12 protein-coding genes are annotated in these 13,709 nt (G+C 56.5%); 7 read left to right on the forward strand and 5 right to left on the reverse strand.

All coding sequences use genetic code 11. The annotated features are described in order from the left end of the window. Nucleotides 1–70 precede the first annotated feature (70 nt). The 3 genes from IQ241_RS08860 to IQ241_RS08870 all read left to right on the forward strand — a co-directional run bounded on the left by IQ241_RS08860 (nt 71) and on the right by IQ241_RS08870 (nt 2,675). Entirely contained in the window at nt 71–979 is a 909-nt protein-coding gene (locus tag IQ241_RS08860) for a UbiA family prenyltransferase (RefSeq protein WP_193906127.1), read from the forward strand. Beyond that, nucleotides 979–1,713: a TIGR04283 family arsenosugar biosynthesis glycosyltransferase gene (locus IQ241_RS08865; protein WP_193906129.1), complete on the forward strand. Its 735-nt coding sequence runs from the start codon at nt 979–981 to the stop codon at nt 1,711–1,713. Before IQ241_RS08860 ends, IQ241_RS08865 begins: the two co-directional genes overlap by 1 nt. Before the next feature lie 221 nt (nt 1,714–1,934). Then, nucleotides 1,935–2,675 carry a phycobilisome rod-core linker polypeptide gene (locus IQ241_RS08870; RefSeq protein WP_193906131.1) on the forward strand — a complete coding sequence of 247 codons (741 nt, stop codon included), beginning with the start codon at nt 1,935–1,937 and terminating at the stop codon, nt 2,673–2,675. Nucleotides 2,676–3,106: 431 nt separating this feature from the next. Here the strand turns inward: IQ241_RS08870 and IQ241_RS08875 are convergent, their stop codons facing one another. From IQ241_RS08875 to bchH, 3 genes are all read right to left on the reverse strand, one after another. Beyond that, the gene (locus tag IQ241_RS08875) at nt 3,107–4,363 is read right to left on the reverse strand and encodes an NRAMP family divalent metal transporter (protein WP_193906133.1); all 1,257 of its coding nucleotides are present in this window, start codon (nt 4,361–4,363) and stop codon (nt 3,107–3,109) included. A 106-nt stretch (nt 4,364–4,469) separates the two neighbouring features. Then, entirely contained in the window at nt 4,470–5,114 is a 645-nt protein-coding gene (locus IQ241_RS08880; protein ID WP_193906136.1) for a Uma2 family endonuclease, read from the reverse strand. Nucleotides 5,115–5,367: 253 nt separating this feature from the next. Then, nucleotides 5,368–9,183: a magnesium chelatase subunit H gene (gene bchH, locus IQ241_RS08885; RefSeq protein WP_193906138.1), complete on the reverse strand. Its 3,816-nt coding sequence runs from the start codon at nt 9,181–9,183 to the stop codon at nt 5,368–5,370. Between the two features lie 200 nt (nt 9,184–9,383). Here bchH and IQ241_RS08890 point away from each other — a divergent pair, with 200 nt between their 5' ends. The 4 genes from IQ241_RS08890 (at nt 9,384) to IQ241_RS08905 (ending at nt 12,141) form a co-directional block, all read left to right on the forward strand. Further along, nucleotides 9,384–10,565, forward strand: a complete 1,182-nt coding sequence (locus IQ241_RS08890; RefSeq protein WP_193906140.1) for an ABC transporter ATP-binding protein — start codon at nt 9,384–9,386, stop codon at nt 10,563–10,565. Next, on the forward strand, nt 10,562–11,242 hold the full coding sequence (locus IQ241_RS08895) for a Uma2 family endonuclease (protein ID WP_193906142.1): 681 nt from the start codon (nt 10,562–10,564) through the stop codon (nt 11,240–11,242). Before IQ241_RS08890 ends, IQ241_RS08895 begins: the two co-directional genes overlap by 4 nt. A 142-nt stretch (nt 11,243–11,384) precedes the next feature. Next, nucleotides 11,385–11,807, forward strand: coding sequence for a nucleotidyltransferase substrate binding protein (locus IQ241_RS08900; RefSeq protein ID WP_193906144.1), 423 nt, complete (start codon nt 11,385–11,387; stop codon nt 11,805–11,807). Further along, the gene (locus IQ241_RS08905) at nt 11,797–12,141 is read left to right on the forward strand and encodes a nucleotidyltransferase domain-containing protein (RefSeq protein ID WP_193906204.1); all 345 of its coding nucleotides are present in this window, start codon (nt 11,797–11,799) and stop codon (nt 12,139–12,141) included. Before IQ241_RS08900 ends, IQ241_RS08905 begins: the two co-directional genes overlap by 11 nt. An 8-nt stretch (nt 12,142–12,149) precedes the next feature. Here IQ241_RS08905 and IQ241_RS08910 read toward each other — a convergent pair whose 3' ends face one another. Both IQ241_RS08910 and IQ241_RS08915 read right to left on the reverse strand, forming a co-directional pair. Next, complete coding sequence (locus tag IQ241_RS08910; RefSeq protein WP_193906146.1) at nt 12,150–12,692, reverse strand: NADPH-dependent FMN reductase; 543 nt, start codon at nt 12,690–12,692, stop codon at nt 12,150–12,152. A gap of 23 nt (nt 12,693–12,715) precedes the next feature. After that, a complete protein-coding gene (locus IQ241_RS08915; protein ID WP_193906148.1) occupies nt 12,716–13,699 on the reverse strand; it encodes an ABC transporter ATP-binding protein in 984 nt (327 codons plus the stop codon). Nucleotides 13,700–13,709 lie beyond the last annotated feature (10 nt).

Consider the following 13,709-nt stretch of genomic DNA (forward strand, 5'->3'; position numbering starts at 1 on the left):
TTCATAGCTTGGGAAATGACGTTTCGACTTGCTTTGCGGTAGGCCAATCGCCCACCGGCAAGCCAGCCGCATGACCCAAGCTTTCTACCAGCGACTTTTACCGCCGCCGCAAAACTGGCTTTACCAAAAATTTCTTCAGGCCGTTATCTATCCCAGCGTTTGGGTGGCAGGTGCGATCGCGTCTCTGGTTCCCTTCGTCCAAACGACGTTGGGGCTGCCGTTTAGCTGGGCCGCGGTCGCCCTGATCTTTGCTGCCGCGCTGCTGCCCTACAACCTCGACCGGGTGGCCGATTCCTTTGTTCAGAAAATTCCTGACCGACAGGCACAGTCCTTTTTTCGTCAGCCAGGGGTCCTGCTGATTTTGCTGGCCGCCGCGATCGCGACCGGAATTTTGCTGTACCAGGCTCCCATAGCGGTGCGCTGGGTCAGCCTGGCCGGGCTGCTGCCGCTGCTGTACGGACTGCCATTGCTGCCCCTACGTCTGGGAGAACAGTGGCGCTGGTATCGGGTCAAGGATATTCCCGGGGCGAAGGCTTGGATCGTCTGCGGTACGATTGCCTACGCCGTTGTCGCGGTGCCGCTGGCCTACGCGGGTCAGCCGCTGAGCGGGTCTGCTGTAATAACCGCCATGTTCTTGCTGATATTTGTCGGTTCTAATTCCCACGCCTTCGACATTCGGGATATTGAGTCTGACCGCGAGAAAGGCGTATCGACGCTGCCGGTAATGGTCGGGGTCGGTGGTACCCGGATCACGCTGACGGTGCTAAATCTAGCGGCTTTGGCGCTATTGGCCAGCGGCTGGATTCTAGGCTGGGCCGGGCCGGGCGCTGCGATCGCAATTCCCCTTACCCTGATTACCCTGACCTATATCTGGACGCTCAACCCCCAAACACCTCGCCATGCCTACAACATTTGGATTGACGGCGTCTTATATCTGCCGGCTCTGCTAACCTGGATGATCTCTGGGCTGGGAAGCTAATGGCCAATGTTTCCATCATCATTCCAGCGCTGAACGAAGCAGGCTGTTTGGAGCGGACCCTGAGGCAGCTCAGCATTCTCAATCCCGCCGCCCAAGAAATTATTCTGGTCGATGGGGGCAGTCAGGATCAGACGGTCGCCATCGCTGAAGCGGCGGGGATTCAAGTCGCTCATTGTGACTGGGCATCGCGATCGCGCCAGATGAATTTAGGCGCTGCCCAGGCGACTGGCGACTACCTATGTTTTCTACATGCCGATACGCTGGTTCCCGATGACCTGGTAGATATTATTGACAAAACGTTGGCTGAATCCGCGATCGCCTGCGCTGGCCTGATTTCTCTGATGACCGGCCCGACTCAAACCCGCTGGGGTATCTCGCTCCATAATCTCTTAAAAACCCACTATGCACCGCTGCTGTTTCGGCCGCATCTCTATTTCTACCAGGGCCTGCGGCTCCTGTTCGGCGACCAGGCCATGTTCTGCCGTCGTCAGGATTTCTTAGACTGCGGTGGCTTTAACGCTGCCCTACCGATTATGGAAGAAGCCGACCTCTGCCTGCGCCTGAATAGCTACGGTCACATTCGTCAGGTGAATCGTACTGTCCGTTCTTCAGACCGACGGGTAGCCCAATGGGGATCGCTCAAAGCTCACCTGACCTATCTAAAAATTGGCTTACTCTGGGGGCTAGGCGTCCCTGCTACACAGCTTAAGCCGTTTTACCCAGACATTCGCTAAAAGAAATTCGGTCTTGGTCGAAAGAACCACACAGTATTGCGGAATCTTTTACATCGTCACAATTTCTTAAGCTGTTTTGTGAGTTGTCAAGCTCAGCCCGTATGGTTAATTATATGCTGAGTATTTATACGCAACCGAGTCAGTGAGCCTTTGCCTTTAGTGGTTCCAAGCGGCTCCAACGGCTCAGCATGAGTCCCATTTTTCTGTAAGGATAATAAAACATGGCGCTACCGCTCCTAAGCTATCCCACGACTAGCCAAAACCAGCGCGTCAACGGCTTTGAAATTCCCGGCGACGAGCAGCCCTGGCAGTACTGCACCGAGACTGGACGAGACCGATTAGAGATGGATGCCCTGATTATGGCGGCCTACCGTCGGATTTTCAACGAGCAGCAGGTGCTTGATAACAATCGCGAACCGATACTGGAATCTCAGCTCCGCTCAGGGCAGCTGACGGTACGCGACTTTATCCGCGGGCTGCTGCTATCGGAGACCTTTCGGCGGCGTAACTACGACTGCAACAACAACTATCGCTTTGCCCAGATGTGCATTCAGCGCGTACTGGGCCGCGACATCTACGACTCGCGGGAGCAGCTGGCCTGGTCTACCGTAATTGCGACCCAGGGGCTGGCCGGGTTCATTGATAGGCTGCTCAATAGCGAGGAATATTTAGAAAATTTTGGCACCGATACCGTCCCCTATCAGCGGCGGCGATCGCTACCCCACCGCGAAATTGGCCAGCTGCCCTTTGAGCGGATGCCGCGCTACGGGGCGGACCATCTGTCTCAGCTGGAGGCGTTGGGCAATGACTTTTCCCGCGATCGCGACCTCTCCACCCCCGCTAAGCTACCACCCGACCCCGTACTCAAAATCGGCGCGGCGATTACTATTTTCGGAGCTCTGGCGCTGACCAGCGGTATCATTGCAGTCGTCCTATCCTGGTTCGGCTGGATTAAGATCTAGGCGAAGCTGAAGTGCGGGGATGTAAGCCATGCGGTTCGCATTCTCGCACTGCCCTACCCTAGGTCATTATCAAAACTAGAAAGCCAGACTACGCTGCTCGGACTAGGGACTGGGCCTCATCTTCGGTATATTGAGGCTCATCGGTACTTTGGTCCCATTTTTAGGGTGGTTTTGAGATGGCGAAAACCGACCTCAGCGGCGTGCCACCGCCAGCCATAGAGCCGAGCTAAGTGCTTGGCGGTAGAGAGTGGTCGCCGCGATTTTTCCTCTCTTTTTGAAGAATCCAATTAAAGTCATTCACTAGAACTCAGGGTAAGCGCATCTCGATTGCTATTGACAAATGACCTCTGCCCTGAACTTACCGACAAGCGCCCTACCCAGCCCTTGTAGTATGGTAAATGCCTGGCTTTTGGGTAAAAGTTGCTGCCTGGCTACAGCTGAATAAACTCGACGCCGAGAAAGACCAGGCTGAAGCCAAGTAAATACAAGAAACCGAGGGTGGCCCAGCGAACCAGCCAGGGTCGGGGCTGCTGTTCGTCTGGCAGCGTCTGAATACAGCGAATATTCAGCCAGGCATAGTAGGGCGCAGCGACAAAAGCGATAATGGTGATAGTGTCGATCAGCAGATTGAACCCGGCTGAAAAGGCGACGAGTAGCAGCATGGCTAGGCTGCTGATGAGTAGCGTCAGGCCGTTTTTGAGCTGGGGCTGCTTTTGCAGCGGTGAATAGAGTTCGCCCAGTCCGGCGGCCAGGGTACGGGGGAAGGCATCGACGACGGTGAAGGTCGTGGAAAAAATGGCCGCGATCGCGCACACCCCCACCACCGGCGCCGCCCATTCGCCAATCGAAGTCGTATACATGCCGATCAGCTGTCCGGCAAACTCGGCCGGCGTATCGGCCAGCAGCCTGCCCTGGAGCGTCATTGTGCCCAGGGCCAGAAATAGGCAGGCCAGAATCACCGTCAGGCTGTAGCCCACGTTGAAATCAAAGCTGGCTGATTCCGCCGTCCAGGGCTGGCCGCTGTCTTCGGCATCGGACTGCACCCAAAGCGACTGCCAGACCGACAGCTCCAGGCCGCCCGGCATCCAGCCCATGAAGGCAACGATAAACGGTAGGGCCGACCAGGAGAAGGGAGAGGGTTTGGGGGTGGCGGACGCAATTTCAAACGCGGGCTGAGCCACTACAGCCATCACCACCGCCGCGACCGTTGCCACCGATAGCAGGATCACACAGGATTTAGTAATCCGCTCAAACCAGCGATAGCGCCCCACCGCAATCAGCCCCCAGCACACTAGCAGCACCAACCCTGACAGTAGGGTCGCCGACACCTGCGGCAGCCACAGATACTGCACCAGCATCGCCGCAATAAAGGCATCTACGGCGAAGCTGCCCACCGCCGTGACGCTGTTTAGCAGCAGAAAGGGCACCAAATATCGCCGTCCCATCTGCCGATAGGCCTGTACTAGGTTATTTCCAGTCGCCGCCGCATAGCGATGGCCATATTCGTAAAAGGGATACTTGAGCAGATTCGCCAGCAGCACAAACACCAGCGCCCCCCAGCCGTAAAGCGCGCCCGCCCGCGTACTCTGAACCAGGTGCGATACCCCAATTGCCGCCCCCGCCATCAGCAGCCCCGGACCGAGCTGAGTTAGCGATCGCTTTCTAAGTGCTTCTACAGCAGATGACATGCTTGATATGTAGCTCCACATTTAGAATCTCACAGACCTATCGCTTTGCTGGGCAATAGCGTCCTTGGGATTGCGCAGGTATGGTCGCCAAAGCAAGAAAATACGGTCAGCTTTGAAATTGCGCCATCAGCCATGCCATCGTAGCCGACTGAGTTTCCTGACGGCTGCGCTGCAGGGCCTGAGTCAGCATATCGAGCTGTAGGCCAGGTAGTGCCTGCGACTGACGGATGCGACGACTGCTGCCGTCGGCGGTGACGGAGAATGCCAGAATATTTGTGGTCTGCACATCTACAATCCAATATTCTGGAATCCGCAGATCTTCATACTGGAGACGCTTTGCCCCCTGATCGTCCGACAAAGAGGGGTCTGAAATTTCTATCACCAGATTGGGACAGGGATAGCTATCCAAATCGACCACGCGGGTTCCCCAGGGAATGGCTTCGGCATTGTCCCCGATATAGTAAGAAGCATCGGGCTGAAACTCGTCTCGTCCAGCTTTGCGATAAGAGCAGCCATCATGCCCATTGAGAGGAATCCTCCGCAGGGTCGCATATAGGCCCAAACTTGCGATGATGATGGTATGGACTCTGGCATGGTCAGCGCCTGTAGCCATGGGTTCAAATCGCATCCTGGACTGATAGTAGTAGCCTTTGAGTTTGGCAGATGCTGGATCGTCAGCAAGGTTGACAAATTCGTCCCAGGCGGCTGGCAGCCAGGTTTCGAGCGGAATTTGGATTTCTAGCTGGGTCATTGCACTGGCCTTTGCTAATGGAAATGGCGGTAAGCGTAGCCATGCTGGAGGCGATCGCGTTTCTCCCATTCTACAAAGCAGCTTCTTATCTTGACAGGAAGGCGCTTTCCCGCTTAAGACACGCATATCGCTCCGCTGTAGTTTATCCCCAGCTCGCAGAGGATCAGTTGCGCGATGGACTTTCTTGGGAAATTGCAGCAGCAGGTAGCGATGGAAATGATTATTATGATTCCACATTATGCATCGTCATGACTCAGCGTTTAGCGACCGGCTCAACCCCTTCCAGATCTTGATCGGCAGCTTCGTAGAGGGCTTGCAGGCGTCCCAAGGTATCCTCATCGGCATCCCAGAGACCACGGCTGTTCGCTTCGATCATTCGCCCGACGATGTTGCGGAAGGCTTCGGGATTCGCTGCGCGGAGCTTTTGAGCCATGGCTGCGTCAAGGGCGTAGGTACCCGCTGCCTGGTCGTAGACCCAGCCATCCTTGAAATTTACCGTGCCGCCCCAGCCGACCAGAGCGGTGAGGCGCTGGGAAATTTCGTAGGCTCCGCCGGAACCCTGGTCGGCCATTGCTTCGGCCCATTTGGGATTTAGCAGCTTGGTACGATACTCCATTCGCAGTAGGTCTTCCAGCTTTCGGGGTGTCGTGTCCTTCGAGAAGCTTTCCACAAAGCTGGCGCTGACCCGCTGGCCCTGACGGCTCTCGGCGGCCTGCTTGAGCGCGCCGGTGTTAGCGTAGTATTCCTGAATATCGGTCAGACCGTACTCTACTGAGTCAATTTGCTGAACGATTTGGCTGGTACTGCCGAGCAGCGTATTCAAGATTTCAGGGCGGGCCTGGCCCTTGTCCTGACGACCGTAGCTGAAGACATTGCGATCGCGCCAGGTATCCCCCAACTCTGCCGCCGTCTCCCAATTGGAATCCACTACCCGGTCATTCACCAGTGAACCATAGTCGCCAGAAGGATTCGAAAACAGCCGTGCGGTCGGATTTTCGACGCCCTGTTCTTGCAGGGCGAGAGCGTGTTTGCGAATGAAGTTTTGCTCAGGCGGCTCATCAGCCTCTGCCGCGCGGCGGAACAGATCGTCAAGCAGCTCGATGATATTCACAAAGCTGTCGCGAAAGATGCCGGAGAGGTTAGCCAGAATGTCAATTCGGGGATGACCTAAACTGTCGAGCGATCGCAGCTGGTAGCGGACAATTCGCCCAGTACCTTCTTTGATGGGTTCAGCCCCGACCAGCTCCAGCAAGATGCCCAGCGACTCTCCCCGGGTTTTAATCGCGTCCAGCCCCCAGAGCATGACGGCTACGGTTTCGGGATACTGGTCCTTTTCGGCTAAATGCTGATTGATTAAATTGCGGGCAATGGCGCGACCGCGCTCGTAGGCGGCGGGTGAGGGCATTCGATAGGGATCTAGGGCGTGAATGTTGCGACCGGTGGGCAGGACGCCGGGGCCGTCGCGCAGCAGATCGCCGCCGGGGGCGGGGGGAATGTATTCGCCGTTCAGACCCCGCAGCAGATTGGTTAGCTCGTCGGTGGTTTGGGCAAGACAGTCGCGGATTGCGATCGCTTCCTCAATCAATTCTTCAGAGACTGAAGGATAACGCTGGCGAACCTTGCTGCGGTCGTCACCGACCGCGATCGCGTCAATCACCGCTGCCGCCAGCCGCTCGTCAAAATAGGCGCTGAGGTAGCCTTGCAGCTGCTCGGGATGAGGAGCCTGGCCCAGGACGTGGAGGCCGCTGGAGAACAGTCGATTTTCTAACACCTGGAGATACTCATACAGTTCCAGAAAGTAGGGTTGGAGCACATTTGGGCTAAACATTCGGGCGTTCTCTAGCGTAAATTCCATCCCAGCTTCCCGAGCGGGAGAGAAGTGGCAGTCGGCCTCTAACCCGCTATCAACAATTTTTTGCAGGATGGCGTCTTTCAGAACAGCATTCTTCTGAGGGTCTTCGCGATATTCTGCAATCAGCTCCCTCAGGGCCATCAGCTCTTTATATAGCCCAGCCCGACCGTAGGGAGGAACATTGTGAGAGATCAGTACGCCGTAGCCGCGACGCTTGGCTAGGATTGATTCGGACGGATTGTTTGCGGCATAGATATAGAGGTTTGGCAGGTTGCCCAGAAGAATATCGGACCAGGAATAGCCGGTGTTCCCCAGAGGCGAACCCGGCAGCCATTCTGCCGTGCCGTGCATCCCAAAGTGAACGATTGCGTCGGCCTGAAACTCGTTTTGCAGCCAGGTATAGAACGCGGCGTACTGCGGATGGGGCGTCAGGTCGCGCTCAAACATCAGCCGCATCGGATCGCCTGCAAGACCCAGCGGTGGCTGTACCGCAATCCAGACATTGCCGAGCCGCACCCCGCCCAGCAGAAAATCGTCGCCGAAGGTCTTCAGCCCGGTCTGGGTGAGCGACTGCCACTGATGCTTAATTTTATGGGTCTTGAGATAGCCCAGCCAGGTTTCTAGCGTACGCACGTTGACCGTTTCTGGAATCACGGGCGAATCCGCCGTGGGGTAAGCCTGATCGGCGTTTTTTACCCATTCCACCAGGGTTTCACCGTCTTCCGGCAGGTCACCAACGGTATAGCCAGCGGCCTTGAGGGATTTGAGAACGTGCAGCAGCGACTGGGGCACGTTCAGCAAAGCTGCCGTCCCGGTAGCGCCATAACCGGGGGGAAAGCCATAGAGAATAATGGCGACTCTGCGTTCGGAAATGGGTTTCTGTCGCAGCTGAATCCACTGCCTAATGCGTCCGGTGAGGCGCTTAACTCGTTCGGGGATGAGATAGATGCGATCGCCCACCAGTCCACCCAGCGGTATCGGATCAATCGCTCCGTCCAGTTCAGGCAGCGCATAGAGCACCACGCTTTGCAATCCGCCAATCCCTTGACGGGTCCAGGAGTGAATGTCCTGAATCAGCAGCGGGGCCGCGACAAAGTAGGGTACATTTTTGGCATTGAGAATGCGCTGGGCAACCGCCACCTGCCGACCCGCCGCCATCGAGCCGGCGGGTCCACCGACTAGGGGAAAGCCAATCGTGGAGACAATCGCGTCAACGCTCACAGCATCGGCGGAAAGGGAGGGAAATTCCGTCTTGCCCTGAGCTCTTTGAGTCTGCTCGTGGGCAGTGGTAAGGAGATCGCGGACGGCGACATGGGCCTCTACGCCGTTGATGAAGATTGGCAGGGGAATCAGGCCAGCGGATTCGAAGGCGCGGATCAGCTCGGGGATGTAGGGCTGTTGGGTGATGACATGTTTGCGGTAGAGGAGGAGGGCAACGGTGGAGGTAGAGGGTAGAGGGTGGAGAGTGGAGGGCGGAGGGGTGGATGGGTTTGTAGCGCAGGCAGGGAGACCCTGCCTGCGCAGCGAAGTTAATCGGGAGTGGGTGGTTTGGTACCAGGTGAGGTATTTCTGAGGGGAGGTGAAGTAGCCGTCGTAATCGGGATGGAGAAGTCCGATGTTGGGGGTTTCGATGGCAGGGGGGATGTCGCCGACGGGGGTGTCGAGATAGGTTTCGGCAATCGTCCAGAGCAGGGCGGCGACGTTTTCGATGCCGCCGGCGTTCCAGTAGCCGTAGATAATCAGCCAGTTACGCAGGTCTTGGACTTTGCGGGCAGGAATGTACTTCAGCAGCTTGGGGCCGACTTTGAGAAAGCTGATATACCCGGCCAGTCGGTCTTCTTCTTTGCCACTGCCGAATTTGCTCAGAATGAACTGGACCGGTTTGGGCATGCCCTTGGGCTGATCGCCGATGACGAACTTGCCCAGCTGGGTCAGGGCCATCAGCTCCAGGGCCGATTCAAAAACCAGGCGAATGGGAATATGGGTAACGCGATCGCGCAGCCAGAGCACCTGGTCGTAGTCAAAGATGAGGCTGGCGAAGAAGACATCGGCGGTTTCGAGCGCGGCGGCGACGGTGTTGGGGGCGGTGGTGAGGTCGCGATCGCTAAATACCTGCACCCCTAGCGCCGGGCAGCGTTCCTGAGCCAGCGCGGCGGCTTTTTGGTAGAGGTTTGTATTAAAGGTCTCAAATCCGGCAATTAGGACAATTTTCGGCATGATCCCTCTGAAGCATCAGTTACCTAAAGTTTAGCGGTTAGGTCGCTGGTCTGCTTTGCTCCACAGCAAGCCCGAGCCGAGGCGTAGGGCCTATGATAAGCTAGGCATTATTGCGGTTTGCTCGCAATAGCTATCTGGGGGCAGGGTAATTTAAATCCAGGTTGCGCTACCTCATTCTTCAATCGCTAAGCTAGTTCTCTATGCAGTCTGCCCCCGCCGTTCTATGTCTCCAGCAGATCACCAAGCAGTTCGAGCGCAGCTCAGTCCCCGCCGTTAACGAGGCGACGCTGGCACTTCAGCAGGGGGAGCTTTTAGCTTTACTGGGGCCGTCGGGCTGTGGGAAGACGACGCTGCTGAGGCTGGTCGCCGGTTTTGAAAAGCCTCAGGCGGGGCTGATTGACCTAGCCGGGAAGCAGGTTTGTAGCGACTGCCGATGGGTGACGCCGGAGCAGCGCAGCGTTGGCGTCGTCTTTCAGGACTACGCCCTGTTCCCCCACCTGAGCGTATTAGACAATGTGGCCTTTGGGCTGAAGCAGCAGGCGCGTCAGGGTGAGATTGCCAAACCGCAGGTGCAAAAGCTGGCCCATGAGGCAATTCAGCTGGTGGGATTGAAGGGTTTTGAGCAGCGCTACCCGCATGAGCTTTCGGGTGGGCAACAGCAGCGGGTCGCACTGGCCCGAGCACTGGCGCCGCGACCGCCGCTAATTTTGCTAGACGAACCTTTCAGCAATCTGGATGTACAGGTCCGACTTTATCTAAGACAGGAAGTCCGCAATATCCTGCGGCAAATCGGCGCATCGGGGATTTTTGTCACCCACGACCAGGAGGAGGCCCTGGCGATCTCAGACCGAGTCGCCGTCATGCGCCAGGGCCACATCGAGCAAATTGATACGCCAGAAACGATCTATCAGCAGCCCGCCTCGCGCTTCGTCGCAGAATTTGTCACCCAGGCAAACTTTATCCCCGCCCGCCGGCAGGGAGCGGGATGGCAAACTGAGATCGGCTATTTCGACCCGTCTGCTATTAGCCGCTGGCAGAAAGTAGCCGCCAACGATCGGGCGGTCGCCGCTGAGCTGATGATTCGGCAGGAAGATCTAGGACTTGAGTCGGACCCGACAGGCGAGTTGGTGGTGCGCGATCGCCAGTTCCTCGGCCGCGAGTACAAATATTCAATCCTGACGCCCAGCGCTCGCCTGCTCTACGCTCGGGCCTCTACTCACCAGCGGTTTTCAGTGGGAGATCGCATTCGCGCTGCGATATCCCCTGGCACCCTTCGCCTTTTTCCAGGCAGCGCCGCAGACCCTGGGCTGCTCGACGAGCCGCTAGCCGATGCGCCAATACCAACAGCAACAGCCCAATTCTCTGCCGCCTTTCGACCATGACTCTATCCAAGCAGCCAATCTCCAGGCCCTTGCCGCTCGAAAATGGCGATCGCGTTTCCCGCCAGGAATTCGAGCGACGCTACGCAGCCATGCCCGACCTGAAGAAAGCCGAGCTAATCGAAGGAGTCGTCTACTTGCCCGCCGCCCTCAGATATCGCAGTCATGGCAGACCCCACGCCAATATTGTGGGCTGGCTGGCCACCTATGCCGCCCTGACGCCCGGCATCGAGGCCGCAGACAACCCGACTATTCGGCTTGACCTCGACAATGAACCCCAGCCCGATGCGTTACTGCGCATCGACGAAGCCCGTGGCGGTCAGTCTCGCATCAGCCAGGATGACTATGTTGAAGGCGCACCCGAGCTAATTGTTGAAATTGCCGCCAGCAGCGCAGCTTACGATCTCTACGACAAAAAAAATGTCTATCGCCGCAACGGTGTTCAAGAATACATTGTCTGGTCGGTCGCGGATCGGCAGGTGAGCTGGTTTAGCCTGGAGGAGGGCGTATACGTATCGCAAACGCCGGATGAAAACGGCATCATTCGCAGTTCCGTCTTTCCAGGCTTGGACTTGAATGTGAGGGCGCTTTTGGACGGCGATATGGCTGAGGTACTGACGGAAGTGGGGCGAGGGATTGGCACGGTTGCGCATCAGCAATTTGTGCAGCGATTGGAGTGAATAGAACGTTGGACGGACGACGGCGGTGGAAGCCGCGATCGCGCATTTTCGAAGGCGTCAGCAGCTCAAAGAAGTGGTGATGTCGGTGATTACGGTGTAGGCTGAGTCAGCAAACAAAGAACATGTATGACCCAGTAGACGCATGGCTGAGCTAGACATTCGGTGGAAGCAACGCTTGACGAATTATCAGAAAGCGTTAGCGCAGCTCACCAAATTTATCGAGAAAGGTGACCTCAATGAGCTTGAAGAGCAAGGTCTCATTCAAGCCTTTGAATATACCTACGAACTAGCCTGGACCCTGATGCGTGACTACTTTCGCTACCAGGGTACCCAAAATATAAATGGCTCTAGAGACGCTATCCGCGAAGCCTTTAGAGTCGGTATTATTGAAGCGGGTGAGAGCTGGATGGGCATGATCCAAGATCGGAACCAAACTAGCCATACCTACAATCTGTCAACTGCGAGAGCGATCGCGCAGAACATTACGACGCAATATTTCGCGTTATTTGTAAAATTGCAGGAAACTATGCAGCAGCTAGCCGATGCCGATGCCGATGCCGACTGAAGAGCCCTCTACCCGTTCCGGCCTTTTTGGCCTGACCGCCCAGACGATCGAAAAAATTGTTGCCGTTTTTAAGCGGCATCCAGCGATAGAGAAAGCTTTGCTCTACGGGTCGCGAGCCAAAGGAAACTACCGCCAGGGTTCAGATATTGATCTAACGCTGGCGGGTGACGAGCTGACCCATGCAGAGCTGAACCGGGTCAATATAGAGCTCGATGACTTGCTGCTGCCTTACAAAATTGACCTCTCCCTGCTGAGTCACATCGACAGCCCAGACCTGATTGAGCATATCAATCGAGTAGGAGCCATTTTTTACCAGAACCAACCTGCTCCCTAAGGCAAGCGTCACTTACCGGTCAGCTTTTGAACGTTGGTGACCAGGCTTTCGGCAAAATCGTCAAATCGCTGGGCCAGCTTTTCATCCTTCAGCGAGCCGTCTTCGTTAAACGCCTGCCAGGCTTGGCCAATGGCAATCTGCTCGGGAATCACCCAGGCATGAACCCAGCGCATAATCAGCCGCAGTTCGTTCAGGGCATTGCTGTTGGGCTGCCCGCCCAGGACGCTAATCCCGCCTGCGACCTTGCCGCTGAGCTCATCAAAGCCCATCAGGTCCAGGGCGTTTTTAATCACCCCGCTGACGCTGCCGTGATACTCCGGCGTCGCCAGGATCAGGCCGTCCGCGTGCTTCACCGTATTTTGCAGCACCGCGACGTCGGGATAGTCGGGGTAGTCACCACCGCCGTCGCAAAAGGGTAGCTGCATCTGCCGCAGGTCTAGCACCTGCACCTCAGCACCCAGCGCCTTGACCCGCTGAGCCGCTAGCTCAAGCGCTTGCATACTGTAAGAATTCGTCCGTAGGCTGCCGCCGATGCCGACAATCTTAGTCATTGAGATTCTCCTGGAGGGCGATGTCATACCGCAAGGTCGCTGCTAACCGGAAAGTGACAGGCGGCCTGGTGATTAGAGGATAGCTCAGTGAGTTCGGGCATGACCTGATGGCAGAGGTCTTCGCCTTTGGGACAGCGGCCATAGAGGCGGCAAACGCTAGGATTGGGATTGATTGGACTCCGGGGTTCACCGGTTAAAGGAATCGGATGGGGCTGGGCAGTAAAGCTGGGAATGGCTGAAATCAGCGCTTCGGTATAGGGATGGCGAGGATGGTTAAAAATTTGCTCGACCGGCCCGGATTCGACAATTTTGCCCAGGTACATGACCAAAACGCGATCGCACAGCAGCCGCACCACGTTCAAATCGTGGGAGACAAACAGGTAGCTCATTCCCAGTCGTTTTTTCAGGTCTGCTAGCAGATGTAGAATTACCGCCTGCACAGAGACATCCAGGGCTGAGGTCGGCTCGTCTAGCACCAGCAGCTTAGGATTCAGCGCGATCGCGCGAGCAATTCCCACCCGCGCTTTCTGACCGCCCGAGAGCTGGTGGGGAAAACGGCTGAGCAGGTCTTGGGGAAGCCCAACCAAATCTGCCAGTTCAGCCGCTCGCGCCTGGAGCTGTTGCCGACCCTGGACCGAAGAAAGCCGCTTAATCGGCTCGGTAATCGTGTCATAGGCTGTGAACCGCGGATTGAGGCTGTCTGTAGGATCTTGAAAGACCAGCTGAATACCCGCGCGATAGGGATTTTGGGGAAACTGACGAACCGCGATCGTGCTGAGAATGGCGTCATCAAAATGAATTTCGCCAGCCGTAACATCCAAAAGCCGCGTAATCAGCCGCACCAGCGTAGATTTACCACAGCCCGATTCTCCTACCAGCCCAACGCTTTCCCCCGATTGGAGAGTAAAAGAGACCTGATCAACCGCATGGAGATGGGCGTCTTTGCCAACGGGGAAGGTTTTGGTGAGGTTCTTTACTTGGAGAAGAGGAGGTTGAGAATTAAGCATGGAGTGATCG

Source organism: Vasconcelosia minhoensis LEGE 07310, from assembly GCF_015207255.1.
Classification (GTDB): Bacteria; Cyanobacteriota; Cyanobacteriia; order Phormidesmidales; family Phormidesmidaceae; genus Vasconcelosia; species Vasconcelosia minhoensis.